This window comes from Pseudomonas lalkuanensis (assembly GCF_008807375.1).
Classification (GTDB): Bacteria; Pseudomonadota; Gammaproteobacteria; order Pseudomonadales; family Pseudomonadaceae; genus Metapseudomonas; species Metapseudomonas lalkuanensis.
This window is the reverse complement of record NZ_CP043311.1, coordinates 2364887-2381220: the sequence shown is the minus strand read 5'-3', so window position 1 is coordinate 2381220 and position 16334 is coordinate 2364887. Positions and strand designations below refer to the sequence as shown.

Sequence of the window (16334 nt, the reverse complement as noted above, 5' to 3'; positions counted from 1 at the left end):
GCGATCACTTGCCTGCAGCGCGCTTCATGCAGCTCTGGTAGCGGCCGTCCACCCGCTCGGCAAACCACTTGGTGGTGAGCTTGCGGGTGATCTTCGGGCTCTTCAGGTCGATGCCCGGCATCACTTCGCGAGGCAGCTTGCGTCGCTCGATCTTCTCGGCCAGGGCGAAGACGCGCTCGTAAAGGTCGGTTTCCTCGAACGCCAGGCTGTCGCCCTTGAGCAGCGCCCGGCGGATGGCCGAGTCGCTGAGCTCCAGTTGTTTCTGCAGGGCGCGCACCGCCAGTTCGGTGGAGCCCGCCTTGCTGGAGCCGTGGATCACCAGGTCGCCATCCAGCTGCAGGGGAATGCCCGAAGCCAGGCTCACGGCGTTCTGGAAGGCGGCGTTGCGGCTGGCGTACCAGCCGACGTTGAAGTCGGCGAAACGGTACAGCGGCTTCGGATAATGAGCCGGGTAGCCCAGCAGGTGACCGATGCCGAAGTACATGCCGCCGCGTCGGGTGAAGACTTCCTGGCGAATGGAACCCTTGACCGGGTACGGGTAGTCCTTCGCGTTGGCTTCAGCGAAGGCGATGCTCACCTGCATGGGGCCGCCGGTGTGCACCGGGTTGAAGTTGCCGAACAGCTTCCGGCCCAGGGGCACCATGTCGATGAAGTCGTCGAAGATGGCGCTCAGTTCCTTCTCCGTGCGTGCGGCGGACAGGCGCTGGTCGTAAGTCTTGCCCGTCGGTGAGTCGATCTTCAGCGCGGAATTCACCACGAAGGCCGGTACATGCAGGCCACCGGCGCGGCGCAGGATTTCCTGCCGGGCGATCTTTGCCAGCCCCGGTACGGGCGGGTCCACCTGGTAGGTGGATTCCTGCTCGGTAACCGCCAGCACGGCGCACAGGTTGCTGTCGGTGGGGGCAATGTGCTGGGCGGCGAAGGCAGCCTGGATATCCGCAGCCCAGCCCTGGCGGTCCGGGACCTTGGCCGGCATCAGCTTGACCACCTTGGCGCGCACCTCGGCAGGCCGCAGCACCGGTTCCTGCGGGCGCTGGGTGCCGCAGGCGGCGAGAGTCAGAAGCGTGGAAAGGGTGATGAATCGGGTAACGAGGTTGCTCATGAAAGGGGCTGCCTTGCGGTTCATGCCGGCGAAACATGGCATGAAAGACAGCTGCGGCGCGAATGGATTTCAGGTAGCGATTCGGCGGGGCATGAAACATGCCCTCCCCCCGGCCCCTCTCCCAGCGGGAGAGGGGCGACTCCCAGCCATCCCTTGTCGCAATCCTGTAAGGGCGAATTCATTCCAAGCAGGATGCAGTCCTGCCGCAGGTTGGGCTTCGCAGCGCTCAGCGCCAACCTACGGAAAAGCGCGGAAATCAGGCGCCGCCACGGAAACAGGAAACACCCCAGGCAGTGAGCTTGAACGGCAGGTGGTAGTGCTGGGCGGCCTCACCGATGCCGAAGCGGTAGGCCAGTTCATCGAGGAACGGTGGTTCCGGCAGTTGCATCCCCCGCGCGCGGTAGAAATCCGCCACTCGCAGTCGGGCTTCGTAGACGCCGGGACGGCAGCGCTCGGCCAGCCCCGCCAGCTCGGTGAGCAGGCCGTTACCGCCGATGCGGCCGGCGCAGACCAGCTCGCGGTCCGCGCCCTCCAGCCGCTCCAGGCGCACCTCCAGCCCTTCGGCCACGCTGCCGCTGGCCACGTCCACCACGTGGATGGAGATGCCGCCATTCATGACCAGAAGCCTTCATGGGCGGTAGCAGCCTCGGACTCCAGCATCGGCCCCAATACCGCGATCTCACGCTGGCCACGGGCGAACACCTCGCGGCACGGCAGGGAGAAGGTGGGGTTCTCCGGATGGGCGCCGGTCAGGCCGAGCAATGCATGCTCCGACAGCGCGTAGACCACCCGGCCAATGCCGGTCCAGTACACCGCGCCGGCGCACATGCAGCAGGGTTCGGCGCTGGTGTAGAGGGTGCACTGGGCCAGTTCTTCCGGGCTCAACGCCTTGGCGGCAAGGGCGGCGGCCGCCAGCTCGGCGTGCTGGGTCGGGTCGCCTTCGGGCGGCATGGAGTTGTTGCCGGCCTGGGCGATCACCTTGCCGTCGCGGTCGGCCACCAGCGCGGCGAACGGATGGCGGCCGCGCTCGCGGGACTCCTCGGAGAGACGGATGGACAGGCGCAGCAGTTCCAGGTCGAGTTCGCTGACGCCGGCAGGAACGAGGTTGCTGAAAGTCATGGATAGCTCCTTGGCAGTAAAGGCGCGAATGCGCGAATCAGTCGGCCAGCTCGGCAGCATCACCCTGGCTGGCGGCTTCCTCCCGGTTAAGCAGGAGGTTGAGGACGATGGCGCTCAGCGCACCGAGGAAGATGCCGCTCTCCAGCACCAGACGCAGGGCGCCGTGGAAGTGCTCGAACAGGGCCGGGAAGGACATCGGCAGCACGCCGACGCTCACCGACACAGCCACCACCAGGGCATTGCGAGTGCCCTCGAAGCGCACTCGCGACAACTCCTGGATGCCGGCCACCGTGGTCATGCCGAACATCACGATGGCGCAGCCGCCCAGCACCGGGGTGGGCACGGCGGCGATCAGCGCGCCCAGCTTGGGGAACAGCCCCATGAGGATCATCAGGCCGCCGGCGGCAGCCACCACGAAGCGGCTCTTGATGTTGGAAAGGGCGATGAGGCCGGTGTTCTGGGTGAAGGCGTTGTAGGGGAAGCTGTTGAACAAGCCGCCGATCATGGTGGACAGGCCATCGGCGCGGAACGCATCGCCCAGGGTGCGCTGCGTGATGGTGCGGCCGGTGAGTTTGCCGATGGCCAGGCAGTTGCCGGTGGTCTCGGCCATGATCACCAGCATCGCCAGAGTCATGATCAGGATGGGGGTCAGGGAGAACTGCGGTGCGCCGAAGGCCATGGGTGCGGAGAGTTCGAACCAGGCCGCCTGCCCTACCCGGCTGAAGTCGGTCATGCCGAAGGCGGCAGCAATCAGGCTACCGGCGAACAGCCCGATCAATACGCTGAGGTTGCCGACAAAGCCGGAAAAGCGCGCATGGATCACCAGGGTGATGGCCACCGTGGCCAGGCCCAGCAGCAGGTTGGCAGGTTTGCCGAAATCTTCCGCGCCGGGGTTGCCGCCACCGAGCCAGATGGCCGCCGCCGGCATGAGCGAGATGCCGATGATGGTGATCAGGCTGCCAATCACTACAGGCGGGAAGAAACGCAGCAGGCGGCTGAACACCGGCGCCAGCGCAATGGTGATGACCCCGGCGGCGATCACCGCGCCGAATACCTCGGTCAGCCCGTAGGCCTTGCCGATCATGATCATCGGCGCCAAGGCGATGAAGGAGCAGGCCTGCACCAGCGGCAGGCGGGCGCCGAAGCGCCAGAAGCCGAGGGTCTGGATCAGGGTGGCGATGCCCGAGGTGAGCAGGTTGGCGTTGATCAGCAACACCACTTCAGCGGTGGAAAGGCCAAGGGCGCTGCCGAGGATCAGCGGCACGGCCACGGCGCCGGCATAGAGCACCAGCACATGTTGCAGGCCGTAGGTGACGAGTTGGCGAACGGGAAGCAGCTGGTCCACCGGATGGGGATGGCTCATGGAAGTTCTCCTGCAAAGCAACGTGTTCTTCTTATGGGGTGTGGGTTGCCCAGCGATTCGAGGAGGCAGTGCTGGCTGAGGTGAATGATCTCCGCTTGCTCACGATGGAACAAATGAATAACCATCGCTTCCATCGATGGATTGCGAGAGATTGGCCATGCGGTTTTCACTGGATCAGTTGCAGGTGCTGGTCACTGTTGCCCAGGCAGGCTCCTTCTCGGCCGCTGCGCGCCGGCTGGGGCGTACCCAATCCACCATCAGCGCCGCCATCGCCAATCTGGAAGCGGACCTGGGGGTAGAGCTGTTCGACCGTTCCACACGTATTCCCGCGCTGACCGCGGCCGGACAGAAGCTGCTGCTGGAAGCCGAAGCGGTGCTGGAACGCTGCCTGGCCCTGGAAGGCCACGCCGACAGCCTGACGGAGGAAACCGAGCCGAGCCTGACCCTGGCCATCGAGGTGCCTTACAACACCGTGATGCCGGTGCTCTGCGAATTCGAACAGGCCTTTCCTTATGTGGACCTGGTCGTCCGCCACCCGGTGTACGGCGACGTCGCCGGCATGGTGCAGAAGGGCGAAGTGGAAATGGGCATCGCCTTTTCCCAGCCGGAATACCCGCGGGAACTGGAGTTCCAGCAACTGGGCAAGCTGATCATGGTGCACGTCACCCACCCCGCCCACCCGCTGGCGCAGCTGTCCCAGGTCAGCTTCGCCGACCTGCACGCCCATCGCCGCCTGGCCTTCAGCGCCCATGCCAGCAAGCTGCCCAGCAGTGAATACCTGCGCGCGCCCCAGCTCTGGCAGGCGGAAAGCTATATGGCGTTGCTGGAAATGGTGCGCGCGGGGCTCGGCTGGGCCACCCTGCCACGCCAACTGATCCATCGTGAGCTGGCCAGCGGTGACCTGGTGGAGCTGCAGCTGGCTGCCTATCCGCACACGGATTGGCTGGTGGGCGTGGATCTGCTCTGGCCACGTCGCCAGGGTCGCGGCAAGGCCAAGCGCTGGCTGAAGGAGCGGTTGATGCGCAACAAGGTGTTCGAGCTGGACAGCCAGGGCAAGGCGACGACGCTTTAGGTCAGGGCTTCCCGCTCAGGCCAAAAGTCCAGCATTCTGAACACTCGTTTTAGATGCTGAACCGAAAAATATTTTTCTAAGAACAATAATATCCATAAATATCAATAACTTATCTAATAGAAATCGATAAAAATCGGCCATTATTTTTTACGTTTTTCGTCAGCCTCGTTTGACATATTAAACGGCTCTGGCAGGCTATATAGCAGGTCCCGACCGGAAATCGCCCCGACGATTGCCGGCAGTGCTCGGGATCTCAGGTAGCCCCAAACCGCACTGGCGCGCCTGCACAGCAACGATAGGCTGAGCCTGTCCCAAGGTGAAATATGTCCAACAGCAACATTGGCAATAAGAAACAGACCACTCGTAAACCGGTCGTCCTGATGTCCATGGGCGCCCAGGAACGCAAGGGCCACGACTACCAGGTGATGACCCACAAGTACATCGTGCCGCTGGTAGAGATCTCCGAATGTGTACCGGTCCTCGTGCCCACCTGCTGCGGCACCGAAGACCTCGAGCAGTACCTCGATATGGCTGACGGCGTTTACCTCACCGGTGCCGGCAGCAACATCGACCCGACCCTCTACGGCCAGGAAAACCTGACTCCGGAGAAAGGTCAGGACAAGGATCGCGACCTCTTCGACCTGCCCCTGATTCGTGCTGCCATCCAGCGCGGCCTGCCGATCTTCGGCATCTGCCGTGGCATGCAGGAAATCAACGTCGCCCTGGGCGGCGACATGTACCAGAAGGTCTATTCCGAGGCCGGCTTCAACGACCATCGCGAAAACCCGGAAGACCCGGTGGACGTCCAGTACGCCCCGGCACACAGCGTACGTGTGGATCAGAACAGCTGGCTGCACAAGGTTCTGGGCACCGACACCATCCAGGTGAACTCGCTGCACGGCCAGGGCCTGAAAACCCTCGGCAAGGGCATCGAAGCCATCGCACGGGCCGAAGACGGTCTGGTGGAAGCCATCCACGCGCCGACCCTCTCGCCCTTCCTCTTCGCGGTGCAGTGGCACCCGGAATGGCAGGCGGCGAAGAACCCCGATTCGGTGAAGATCTTCGAAGCCTTCGGTGAGGCCTGCCGCAAGCAGGTAGAGCGCAAGGCCAAAGGCAAGGCGTTCGACCACGCAGCCTGATCCACCCGTTCATGAAAAAGCCCGGCCATCGCCGGGCTTTTTCATTTCTGGTGAAAAGTTCAAGACCCGCTGGCATTGCGGGCTGACGATATAAGATGCACCGCATGCACCAGCAGCTTGCAGTGGTGCCGAGCCTCACTCCGCACTCGGTGCGCACAGCGCACCCTACGACCTGGCGCGCTGCCCCTTTCCCAGCTCCGACAGCCAGAGCGTCACCACCACCACCACGCACATGCAGGCAAAAGCCAGCCAGGCGTTGGGCCAGAGCAGCGGCATGCCGAACAGGATCAGGCTGTCATTGCCGCCCGGAACCAGGGTTGCCCCCACGCCCATCAGCACCCCGCCGCAGAAACACTTCACCAGGGCGCGCGGGCTGGGCCAGCGGTGCTCCCAGAGCCCGGCGCTCCAGCCCCCCAGCAGCGCACCGGTGAACATTGCCGGCAGCAGGAGGCCGCGCAAGCCCAGCTCCATGAAGCGTCCGGTGGCCAGCTCGGCGAGGATGTCGGTGTAGGACCAGGCGCCGACACAGACGAACAGCAACAGGAAGCTGACGCCCAGAACGATGGTGGCATGATGCGGCGACCAGAGGGAAACATCGGTCGAGCCGTTGTAGCGGTTCCACGCCAGCCAGCCCAACCGTGCCACCAGTGCCGCGATGATCAGGGGCACCAGGCCGATGGGCACCTGCTGCATCCATTCGGGAATCGCCACCGGCATCGCCGACGTCATGCCCAGGCCGTTCCCGGCCAGCCCGAAGCCGGCGAGAAACCCCGGGGGCGTCGCCAGCCAGGCCCATTGCCCGGAGCCGATCCGCGCCACCACGCCGAACGCACAGCCGCCATTGAGGAAGGCACCGACACCCAGCAAGGCGCCGCCCAGCGCGGCATGCCAGTGCAGCGGAAACCCCATGGGCACCATGGGCAGACGATCGAGGGCGCGCAGCAGGACGAAGCCGCCCAGCACCCAGAGGGACGTTTCCAGCAACGCACGAAAGCGCGCCCAGCGGCGCCTGTGCACCACCTCTTCCAGCGCGGCCACCAGACAGGTGCCACCGCGCTGCACGGCAAAGCCCATCAGCAGGGCCAGAAACACGCTCGCCAGCAGGATCACGCCCTTGCCCTCCGCAGGCCGGGTCTTACGCCAAGATTAGCGGACCCGCAGCGAACGCAGCTGTTCCAGCATCCAGGCATGGGCGTCGCTGCGGGCGTACTTGGCGTGGCTGTAGAGCCGTAGCGCGTAGGGCGGAATCTCGAAGGGAGCAGGATACAGCTCGACCCCGGCCACCTGCTGCAGGGTGCGGGCAGCGTGGCCGGGCACCGTCATCAGCAGGTCGGTGCTGCCGACGATGAAGGGCGCGGCCATCACGGTCGGCAGCTGCACCGCCACCTCACGCTGCAGGCCCATGCCCTCCAGCACGTGGTCGATGGCGCCGCTGGATTCGTTCCAGGGTGTCACTACCACGTGCCGCTCGGCCAGGTAGCCGACGAGGTCCAGGGTGCCGCGTACGCGCGGATGACCGCGGCGGGCGATGACCAGGTAGCGGTCGGTCAGCCAGTCGAGCACTTCCACGCCACCGGGCAACTGGTCGCGCCCCTCGCTGTAGCCAAGGGCGAAGTCGATGCGCCCGCTAGCCAGGTCCTCGATGGAGACCTTGCGTTCGGACTGCACCAGACGCACGCGAATGCCCGGCGCCTCCATCTGCAGGCGCTGCATCAGGGCCGGCAGCAAGGCGAAGGCGGTGTAGTCGGTAGCCGCGAAGGTGAAGGTGCGCTGGCTGAAGGCAGGAACGAAAGGCTCCCATTGGCCCAGCCCTTCGGCGAGGGTCTTGAGCGCGCTGGCCACCGGTTCCATCAGCAACTCGGCACGGTGGGTCGGGTGCATGCGGTTGCCCTGGCGAATGAACAGCTCGTCGTTCAGCGCCTCCCGCAGCCGCCCCAGCGCATGGCTGAAGGCCGAGGCGCTGATGGCCAGTTCGGCGGCCGCCGAGGTGACGCTGCGGTGACGGTAGAGGGCGTCGAAGGCGAGCAGCAGGTTGAGATCGAGACGACGGAGAGCGGAATGCATACCTTTCACTTTGCAATGATATAAATGCACTTCATGCACTCTAGCAAAGGCACTAGCATGGTTGCCTCACCCCTTCATGGAGATTGCCCGTGACCCTCTCGATCCGCCCCGCCCGGCCAGAAGACGCCCAACAGATCCTCGACTTCATCATCGAACTGGCGGTGTACGAGCGGGCCGGCCACGAGGTCATCGCCAGCGCCGAAGACATCCGCCGTACCCTGTTCGCCGAGAACGCGCCATCCCGCGCGCTGATCTGCCTGAAGGACGGGCAGCCGATCGGTTACGCCGTGTACTTCTACAGCTACTCCACCTGGCTGGGCCGCAACGGCATCTACCTGGAAGACCTCTACATCACGCCGGAGCAACGCGGCATCGGCGCCGGCCGCCAGCTGTTGAGGGAAATCGCCCGTGAAGCCCGCGCCAACGACTGCGGCCGCCTGGAGTGGAGCGTGCTGGACTGGAACCAGCCCGCCATCGACTTCTACCGCTCCATCGGCGCCCTGCCCCAGGACGAATGGATTCGCTACCGCCTGGATGGCGATGCCCTGCGGGAGTTCGCCGAAAGCAACGGCTGACGCCCCGTATCCGTTCACTTTCCAGCCCCGGAGCCTGGTGCTTCGGGCTGCATATCAGGCGTCAAAGCCTTGCAGCGGACCCGCGAAACGTTGCCGACGCTGGCCTTTGTCATTGCCTGTGCGAAAATGGCGAAATTGCAGAAAAGATGTCGCTGGAGACTGTATGGAAATTCTGGATTACGAAGACAGCCTTGAAACCTATCTGGGCGAACTGAGCGGAAAGAAGATCACGATAGTTTCCGCCTTCGCCAGCGGCACCGAGCCCCTGATCGACCAGTTGATCGAGAACGGCAACCGACTGGACATCCTGGTCGGTTCCATCAACTCGCTCACGTCCCCTGACTTCATCGAGCACTGCCTCAATGAAGCGAACCCGGACCTGGCCCTGTCGGTGGACTTCCGCTACCAGGCGAGCGTGAACTGGAAGCTCTACCTGATCGAGCCGGACGTGGTCATCGTCGGCAGCGCCAACCTCACCCAGGTAGGCGTCAGCCTGGTGCGCGACACCTGCACCGTGATCAACGATGCCGCCCTGTACGACGCCTACCTGGCACGCGTCCAGGCCCTCAAATCCGCCGATGGCGTATTGGCCTGCAACCACTCGCAAACCTTCGAGGATGCGCTGGACGCCTACAAGCAGAACCATCGCCGCATGCAGGCGGGCCTGGCGCGCAGCGCCGAATACCTGGACAGCGAAGGCTGGCTGGGCGACGACATCAACCAGAGCATTCCGCTGTTCATCTGGTACAGCGATCACTCGCAACAGTCCGAGGACGAGGCGCGCGATTACCTCAAGTCCAGCAGCGACGGCGTGGCCTGGGATGATGTCCGCGAGTTCTTCACCTACGAATGCGCCGAGGGCGCCCTGCCCTACGAAGAAGGCGACGTGGTGCTGACCGCGCGCTGCAACGGCTCGCACATCGGCTTCTACACCTTCGACCGCATCCTGTACCGCGACGGCACCTACTACATCTACGCCTACCGCAAGAAGCGCTACACCCAGCCGTTCAAGCTGGATGGCGACAAGGAACTGCTCAAGGAAGCGATTCCGGAGTGGTACGAGGACGGCCGCACCGAAATCAACCGCGCCGACATCCTGCGCGTCATCGGCTGACCCCGCCGCCGATCTGTGGGAGCGATTTCAATCGCGATGCAGGTCGAAGACCTGCCTGGCAACCCCGGGGACAGCTGCGCTGTCCTTTCGCGAATGAATTCGCCCCTACAAAAAGGCATCATCTGCTGCTCGATCTGTGGGAGCGATTTCAATTGCGATGCAGGTCGAAGACCTGCCCGGCAACTCCGGGGGCAGCTGCGCCGTCCTTTCGCGAATGAATTCGCTCCCACAACTACCTCGCAGGATGGTTGGAGCCTGCGAAACCCGCCACGTTCCTGGTCGACGGAACTCAGGTACCGGTATCGTCCAGCTGCGCGCGAATGCGCCGATTGAGCACAGCCAGGCGCCGAGTGACGTCGTCCGTGTCCTTCGGCTTGTCGGTGGCATTCAACTGGCGTGCGCAAAGATTCAGCGCGGAAAGCACCACCAGTTCGTTGGCGGTGACATAGGGGAATTTCTTCTTGTTGGCGGCAATCTCCGCCTGCAGCATCGCTGCCGCGTCCTGCAGCACCTGCTCTTCGCCGGCCGGTGCCTTGATGTTGTACTCGCGCCCCAGGATGCGCAGCACACGGACGCTGTCGGTACTCATGCGCTGGCGCGGCTCTCGCTGACGCGGCGGACCAGGGCCTGCAGGCGCTCGGCGGTGGCGTTGCTCTTCTCTTCCTGTTCCATCATCGCCAGTTGCAGGCTGTCGTTTTCTTCGCGGGCCTTGCGCAGCTCGGCGCGGATGCGGGCGTTGTCCTCGGCGATGCCCTGGTTCTGTTGCAGGAGCTCGCTCACGAGCTGTTCGAGTTGTACGAGGGTGTTGTCCAGCATGGTCGTCTCCCGGACGGACGAAAATGGCCGCGGAGCATAATGAAAAGCCCCCTTTCTGGCCAGGGAAAATAGGATTGTTCAGACAGAATGTATGCTGTCAATTCAATGGCTTAGATCGCTTTCTTCATGTTGAACGAACAACATGAAGAAACCCGTACCCGACGCGCGCACCGGGGCGATGACGAGTAGAATCCCGCTGTGGAAAAAGGTTCCGAGGTTGCAGTTGTGGAGTTACAGCAAGGGTTCGTCCTGACCCGGCATTGGCGGGACACGCCCGAGGGAACGGAAGTCGAATTCTGGCTGGCCACCGACTCTGGCCCGCGCCAGGTGCGCCTGCCCGCGCAGACTTCGGTCGCCTTCATTCCCGCCGCACAGCGCGAACGCGCCGAAACCCTGCTGCGCGGCGAGAAGGATGTGGAACTGCGCCCCCTCGCCCTGTGCGACTTCCAGCACCGCCCGGTGCTGGGTCTCTACTGCAAGCAGCACCGCCAGCTGATGCGCCTGGACAAGGCCCTGCGCAAGGCCGGGGTGGACGTGCTGGAAGCCGATATCCGCCCGCCCGAGCGCTTCCTGATGGAGCGTTTCATCACCGCGCCCGTGCTCTTCGGCGGTACCCCGGACGAAAGCGGCATACTGCTGGATGCCCAGCTCAAGCCGGCATCCGACTACCGCCCGACACTCAGGCTGGTGTCACTGGACATCGAGACCACCGAGCGTGGCGAACTCTATTCCATCGCCCTGGAAGGCTGCGGCCAGCGCCAGGTCTACATGCTTGGCCCGGCCAATGGCGATGCCAGCGAAGTCGACTTCCAGCTCGACTACCGCGACAGCCGCGCCGGCCTGCTGGAAGCCCTGAACCAGTGGCTGGCCGAGCACGATCCAGACGCCATCATCGGCTGGAACCTGGTGCAGTTCGACCTGCGCGTCTTGCAGGCCCACGCCGAGAAGCTGAGGGTGCCGCTGTTGCTGGGCCGCGGCGGCGACCCCATGGGCTGGCGCGAGCATGGCAGCGGCAACAACCACTACTTCGCCGAGGCCAGTGGGCGGTTGATCATCGATGGCATCGAAGCGCTGCGCTCGGCCACCTGGAGCTTCCCCTCCTTCAGCCTGGAAAGCGTTGCGCAGACCCTGCTCGGCGAAGGCAAGGCGATCGACACGCCCTACCAGCGCATGGACGAGATCAACCGCATGTTCGCCGAGGACAAGCCCGCCCTGGCGCGCTACAACCTCAAGGACTGCGAGCTGGTCACGCGCATCTTCGAGAAGACCGAGCTGCTCCATTTCCTCCTCGAACGCGCCACGGTCACCGGGCTGGCCACCGACCGCAGCGGCGGCTCCGTGGCGGCCTTCACCCATCTCTACATGCCGCTGATGCACCGCCTGGGTTTCGTCGCGCCCAACCTCGGCGAGAAGCGTCCCGAGGCCAGCCCCGGCGGCTTCGTCATGGATTCGCGCCCGGGCCTCTACGAATCGGTCCTGGTACTGGATTACAAGAGCCTGTACCCCTCGATCATCCGCAGCTTCCTGATCGATCCGGTAGGGCTGATCGAGGGCCTGCGGCAGCCGGGCGACGAGCACTCGGTACCGGGCTTCCGTGGCGCCCGCTTCTCCCGCACCCGGCATAGCCTGCCGGCCATCGTGGAGCGGGTCTGGCAGGGGCGCGAAGCGGCCAAGCGCGAGGGCAACAAGGTGCTGTCCCAGGCATTGAAGATCATCATGAACGCCTTCTACGGCGTGCTCGGCTCCAGCGGCTGCCGCTTCTTCGACCCGCGCCTGGCCTCCTCCATCACCATGCGCGGCCACGAGATCATGCGCCGCACCCGTGAGCTGATCGAAGCCCAGGGCTACAGCGTGATCTATGGCGACACCGACTCCACCTTCGTCTGGCTCAAGCGGCCCCATGAAGAAGACGAGGCCGCGCGCATCGGCCGTGGCCTGGTGCAGCAGGTCAACCAGTGGTGGCGCGAGCACCTGATGCAGGAATACGGACTGGAAAGCGCCCTGGAACTGCAGTTCGAAACCCACTACCAGCGCTTCCTGATGCCCACCATCCGAGGCGCCGAAGAAGGCAGCAAAAAGCGCTACGCCGGCCTGGTGCGGCGTGCGGACGGCAACCAGGAGATGGTCTTCAAAGGACTGGAAACCGTGCGCACCGACTGGTCGCCCCTGGCACAGCAGTTCCAGCAGGAGCTCTACCAGCGCATCTTCAATCGCCAGCCGTACCAGGAATACGTGCGCGACTACGTGCAAAAGACACTCGCCGGAGAACTGGACGAGCTGCTGGTCTATCGCAAACGCCTGCGCCGCCAGCTCGACGATTACACCCGCAACGTGCCGCCCCACGTCCGCGCGGCGCGCATGGCCGACGAGTTCAACGACCGCCAGGGCCGGCCGCGCCAGTACCAGAACGGCGGCTGGATCAGCTACCTGATTACGGTGAATGGCCCGGAGCCCCTGGAAACACGCGGCTCGGCCATCGACTACGACCACTACCTGACCCGCCAACTGCAGCCGGTGGCGGACGCCATCCTGCCCTTCGTGGACGACGACTTCGCGTCCCTGATCGACAGGCAGATGGCGTTGTTCTAAATCACTGCCGCGCCTCCTTGTGGGAGCGCATTCATTCGCGATGCAGGACGCAGTCCTGCCGCAGGTTGGGCAGAGGAACGAAGCCCAACGTTTCAGGCTCCGCACCAACCTAGGGTTTCCTCGAATGAACAGTCCGCCTTCGCGAGCGCCGCGCCCTGCACCACCAGTCGGCTGATACGGGATTCGAGCCGATCTCAGATCGAGATCAGGCCATGCTCCAGGGCGTACTTCACCAGGGCGGCGGGCGTGTCGATGTTCAGCTTGCGACGGATGCTGAGGCGGTAGGTCTCCACCGTGCGCACGCTGATGTCCAGCTCGCGGGCGACTTCCTTGTTGTTCAGCCCCTTGGCGATCATCGACAGGACCTGCAGTTCGCGCGGGGTGAGTTCGTTCTCGTCGCGGACGTTGGTGGCCAGCTTGCGGGCGATTTCCGGGCTGTAGAAGCTGCCGCCGGCCACGATGGCCTCGATGGCGGCGATCAGCTCCTGGGACGGCGCGTTCTTCAGCACGTAGCCGAAGGCGCCGGCGTTGATGGAGGTGCGCACGTACTCCTGGTTGTCGTACATGCTGAGGATGAGGATCTTGATGCCCGGATAGAGGCTGCACAGCCTGCGGGTCAGCTCCAGGCCGTTCATGTCCTTGAGGCCGACATCCACCAGCAGCAGGTCCAGTTCGGTGGAGGCCACCAGTTCCAGGGCCGCTTCTCCGGACTCCGCTTCTGCCACCACATCGAAGTGGGGCATCGCCGAGAGCAGGGATTTCAAGCCATCGCGCACCAGCACGTGGTCGTCGATCAGCGCGATTCTGATGGGGTGCGGCAAGCTCATCACGGCCTCTGTGGGGTCACGAACCGGGCCGTCAGGCCCGCTGCAGGGGGATCTCGACCTGCAGTTCCGTGCGGCCGCTCATCGAAGACAGGGTGAAGGTACCGTGGTGATGGTCGACCCGCTCCCTGATGTTGCGCAACCCGATTCCCTGGCTCCGGTCCATCAGGCCGGGATCGAACCCCACGCCGTTGTCCTCCACGCGCAGGGCAATGGCACCCTGGCTGGAGGCGAGCGAGATTATAGCGGCGCTGGCCCTGGAGTGGCGTTCGATGTTGCCCAGGGCTTCCTGGATGATGCGGAACAGCGTGACGCGGACGTCCATGTCCAGGCTGCTGTCGTCCAGCCCGCGTTCGTACTGGGTGCGGATCGCCGTGCGCTGCTCGAACTCGCGCACCAGTTGCTCGATGGCCGGCGACAGGCCGAGGGTGTCCAGCAACGATGGCCGTAGGTCGTGGGAGATGCGGCGGATTTCGCCGATGGCCTCGCCCAGGCGCGCCGTGCCCGCACGCAGGTTCTCCATTCCCCTGCCCTGCCCGTTCTCCAGCTCCAGGCTGGCCAGTTCGAACTGGAACTTGATGGAAACCAGTTGCTGGCTGATGCCATCGTGCAGCTCGCGAGACACCCGCGAGCGCTCCTCTTCCTGCAGGTGGACAATGCGCTGGTTGAGGGCGGACAGCTTGCGGTCGGCCAGGCGATGTTCGGTGAAATTCAGCATCAGGCCACCGGTGAACACCACCAGCACGGCGATCAGCGAAAAGGACGCAATGGCCAGCACCGTGGTCAGCACCCCCGTGGCCACCTCCTGGCGCGACTTGAGGGTGGCCACCTCCACGTCGTCGATGTAGATGCCGGTGCCCAGCATCCAGCCCCAGCGGTCCAGCATCACCACGTAGGAGAGCTTCTCGGTCACCTGGCCGGTGGACGGCTTTTCCCAGGTGTAGAGCTGGTAGCCGTCGCCGTTCTCGGCACTTTCGAGCAACGCCTGGATCACCGGCAGCCCGTTCTTGTCCTTCATGCCGATGAGTTCCTTGCCCACCAGATTCGCCTGCCGGGGGTGCATCAGGTTCTTGCCGTGGCGGTCGTAGACGAAGAAGTAGCCATCCAGGCCGAAGTTCGCCCGCGACAGCATGTGCAGCGCCTGCTGCTTGGCTTCCTCGTCGTCCCGGCCGCTGTCGTACAGGGGCGCGATCAGGCTCAGGGCCAGCTCCAGGTAGTTTTTGATCTCGGCCTTCTTGGCGGCCATGATGCTGCTTTCCACCAGCCGGGCCTGTTCCTCTTCCAGCTTGCGGCTCTGGGCGAACACCAGCACGCAGATGAAGAGCACCGACACGATGAGCGGCATGACGCTGAGGGTGACGATCTTGTGTTTGAGCTGCATGGTCATTCACTTCACAACGTGGCCGAGGCCGCGCGAATCATCGTAGGGTGGAAGTCGCTTTTCTCCGCCACCGCTGGTGCCCGGACCGGGACCGGGATGTGGGAGCGAATTCATTCGCGATTCGCCGACCTCACACCTGAGCCGCTTCGAAACCGGCGCGAATCTTCTCTTCCGGCAGCTGGTCGCCGATGAAGACCATCACGCTCTCGCGCGCCTCGCCTTCCTGCCACTCGCTGTCCCAGTCGAAGCCGTAGAGCCGCAGCACGCCCTGGAACACCAGGCGACGCGGCTCGCCATCGACGCAGAGCACGCCCTTGTAGCGCAACAGCGAACTGCCGTGCTCCTCCAGCAGCCCTTCCATGAAACTGCTGAGCTTGTCCATGTCCAGCGGGCGTTCGCTCTTCAGCACCAGGGTGCCGATGCGATCCGGCGTTGCGGCTGGCTTGAGCGGACGCAGGGTCAGGGCCGGGCCGACGTCGGCATTGAGGTTGAAGCCACGCACGTCCAGCAACTCGGCCAGGTCGATGCGGCCATGGTCCACCACGCGGATCGGCGCGCGGCGGTTGATGCGCGAGAGGCGCTGGCAAAGGGCATCGAAGTGCGCCTCGTCCACCAGGTCTCGCTTGCTCACCAGGATGCGGTCGGCAAAGCCCACCTGGGCCTGGGCCATGGTTTCCTGGAGATGGCGCTCGGCGTTCACCGCGTCCACCAGGGTGATGATGCCGTCCAGCACGTAGCGCTCGCAGAGTTCGTCGTCAGCGAAGAAGGTCTGTGCCACGGGCGCCGGGTCGGCAAGGCCAGTGCACTCGATCACCAGGCGATCAAAAGCCAGCTCGCCGGCATCCAGGCGTTCCAGCAACAGGAACAGCGCCTTCTCCAGCTCCACGTGGATGGAGCAGCAGACGCAGCCGTTGGCCAGGGTCATCACCTGCACCGCTTCATCGCCCAGCAACTGGCCGTCGATGGGGGTTTCGCTGAACTCGTTCTCGATCACCGCGATCTTCAGGCCATGTTCGGCCTTGAGGATGTGCTTGAGCAGAGTGGTCTTGCCGGCACCGAGAAAGCCGCTGAGCACGGTGACGGGAATGGGGAGATGGGCAGACATCGGGGCAATCCTCGAAATCAGGTTTCAACCCGTAGGAGCGAGCTTGCTCGCGAACAGTTCTTCGCGAGCAA

At 64.3% G+C, this 16334-nt stretch carries 16 protein-coding genes; 5 read left to right on the top strand and 11 right to left on the bottom strand.

The features are described from left to right. Positions 1-4: 4 nt before the first annotated feature. The 4 genes from FXN65_RS11335 to FXN65_RS11320 all read right to left on the bottom strand — a co-directional run bounded on the left by FXN65_RS11335 (position 5) and on the right by FXN65_RS11320 (position 3584). A complete protein-coding gene (locus FXN65_RS11335; protein ID WP_151133297.1) occupies positions 5-1102 on the bottom strand; it encodes a DUF1615 domain-containing protein in 1098 nt (365 codons plus the stop codon). 256 nt (positions 1103-1358) lie between these two features. After that, the gene (locus tag FXN65_RS11330) at positions 1359-1718 is read right to left on the bottom strand and encodes a hydroxyisourate hydrolase (protein WP_151133296.1); all 360 of its coding nucleotides are present in this window, start codon (positions 1716-1718) and stop codon (positions 1359-1361) included. Then, entirely contained in the window at positions 1715-2221 is a 507-nt protein-coding gene (locus FXN65_RS11325) for a nucleoside deaminase (protein WP_151133295.1), read from the bottom strand. Before FXN65_RS11325 ends, FXN65_RS11330 begins: the two co-directional genes overlap by 4 nt. A 37-nt stretch (positions 2222-2258) precedes the next feature. Then, positions 2259-3584, bottom strand: coding sequence for a nucleobase:cation symporter-2 family protein (locus FXN65_RS11320; protein WP_151133294.1), 1326 nt, complete (start codon positions 3582-3584; stop codon positions 2259-2261). A gap of 157 nt (positions 3585-3741) precedes the next feature. On the opposite strand from FXN65_RS11320, the gene FXN65_RS11315 reads away from it, so the two are divergent. Together FXN65_RS11315 and FXN65_RS11310 are read left to right on the top strand one after the other, a co-directional pair. Then, on the top strand, positions 3742-4656 hold the full coding sequence (locus tag FXN65_RS11315) for a LysR family transcriptional regulator (protein ID WP_151133293.1): 915 nt from the start codon (positions 3742-3744) through the stop codon (positions 4654-4656). A 323-nt stretch (positions 4657-4979) separates the two neighbouring features. Further along, a complete protein-coding gene (locus FXN65_RS11310; RefSeq protein ID WP_151133292.1) occupies positions 4980-5795 on the top strand; it encodes a gamma-glutamyl-gamma-aminobutyrate hydrolase family protein in 816 nt (271 codons plus the stop codon). A 165-nt stretch (positions 5796-5960) separates the two neighbouring features. Here the strand turns inward: FXN65_RS11310 and FXN65_RS11305 are convergent, their stop codons facing one another. Both FXN65_RS11305 and FXN65_RS11300 read right to left on the bottom strand, forming a co-directional pair. Further along, positions 5961-6905: a YeeE/YedE thiosulfate transporter family protein gene (locus FXN65_RS11305; RefSeq protein WP_151133291.1), complete on the bottom strand. Its 945-nt coding sequence runs from the start codon at positions 6903-6905 to the stop codon at positions 5961-5963. A gap of 36 nt (positions 6906-6941) precedes the next feature. Beyond that, on the bottom strand, positions 6942-7859 hold the full coding sequence (locus FXN65_RS11300; RefSeq protein WP_151133290.1) for a LysR family transcriptional regulator: 918 nt from the start codon (positions 7857-7859) through the stop codon (positions 6942-6944). 89 nt (positions 7860-7948) lie between these two features. Between FXN65_RS11300 and FXN65_RS11295 the strand changes: the two genes are divergently transcribed. Further along, the gene (locus FXN65_RS11295; RefSeq protein WP_151133289.1) at positions 7949-8434 is read left to right on the top strand and encodes a GNAT family N-acetyltransferase; all 486 of its coding nucleotides are present in this window, start codon (positions 7949-7951) and stop codon (positions 8432-8434) included. Positions 8435-8597: 163 nt separating this feature from the next. Continuing rightward, entirely contained in the window at positions 8598-9548 is a 951-nt protein-coding gene (locus FXN65_RS11290) for a phospholipase D family protein (protein ID WP_151133288.1), read from the top strand. A 289-nt stretch (positions 9549-9837) separates the two neighbouring features. Here FXN65_RS11290 and FXN65_RS11285 read toward each other — a convergent pair whose 3' ends face one another. Then, positions 9838-10137, bottom strand: coding sequence for a cell division protein ZapA (locus FXN65_RS11285; RefSeq protein WP_151133287.1), 300 nt, complete (start codon positions 10135-10137; stop codon positions 9838-9840). Then, the gene (locus FXN65_RS11280) at positions 10134-10364 is read right to left on the bottom strand and encodes a hypothetical protein (RefSeq protein WP_151133286.1); all 231 of its coding nucleotides are present in this window, start codon (positions 10362-10364) and stop codon (positions 10134-10136) included. Before FXN65_RS11280 ends, FXN65_RS11285 begins: the two co-directional genes overlap by 4 nt. A gap of 225 nt (positions 10365-10589) precedes the next feature. Between FXN65_RS11280 and FXN65_RS11275 the strand changes: the two genes are divergently transcribed. Continuing rightward, the gene (locus FXN65_RS11275; protein WP_151133285.1) at positions 10590-12953 is read left to right on the top strand and encodes a DNA polymerase II; all 2364 of its coding nucleotides are present in this window, start codon (positions 10590-10592) and stop codon (positions 12951-12953) included. A 194-nt stretch (positions 12954-13147) separates the two neighbouring features. Here the strand turns inward: FXN65_RS11275 and FXN65_RS11270 are convergent, their stop codons facing one another. The 3 genes from FXN65_RS11270 to yjiA form a co-directional block, all read right to left on the bottom strand. After that, a complete protein-coding gene (locus FXN65_RS11270; protein ID WP_151133284.1) occupies positions 13148-13780 on the bottom strand; it encodes a response regulator in 633 nt (210 codons plus the stop codon). Positions 13781-13811: 31 nt separating this feature from the next. Next, the gene (locus tag FXN65_RS11265) at positions 13812-15158 is read right to left on the bottom strand and encodes a cache domain-containing protein (protein WP_151133283.1); all 1347 of its coding nucleotides are present in this window, start codon (positions 15156-15158) and stop codon (positions 13812-13814) included. Positions 15159-15288: 130 nt separating this feature from the next. After that, positions 15289-16263: a GTPase gene (gene yjiA / locus FXN65_RS11260; protein WP_151133282.1), complete on the bottom strand. Its 975-nt coding sequence runs from the start codon at positions 16261-16263 to the stop codon at positions 15289-15291. Positions 16264-16334: the final 71 nt, after the last annotated feature.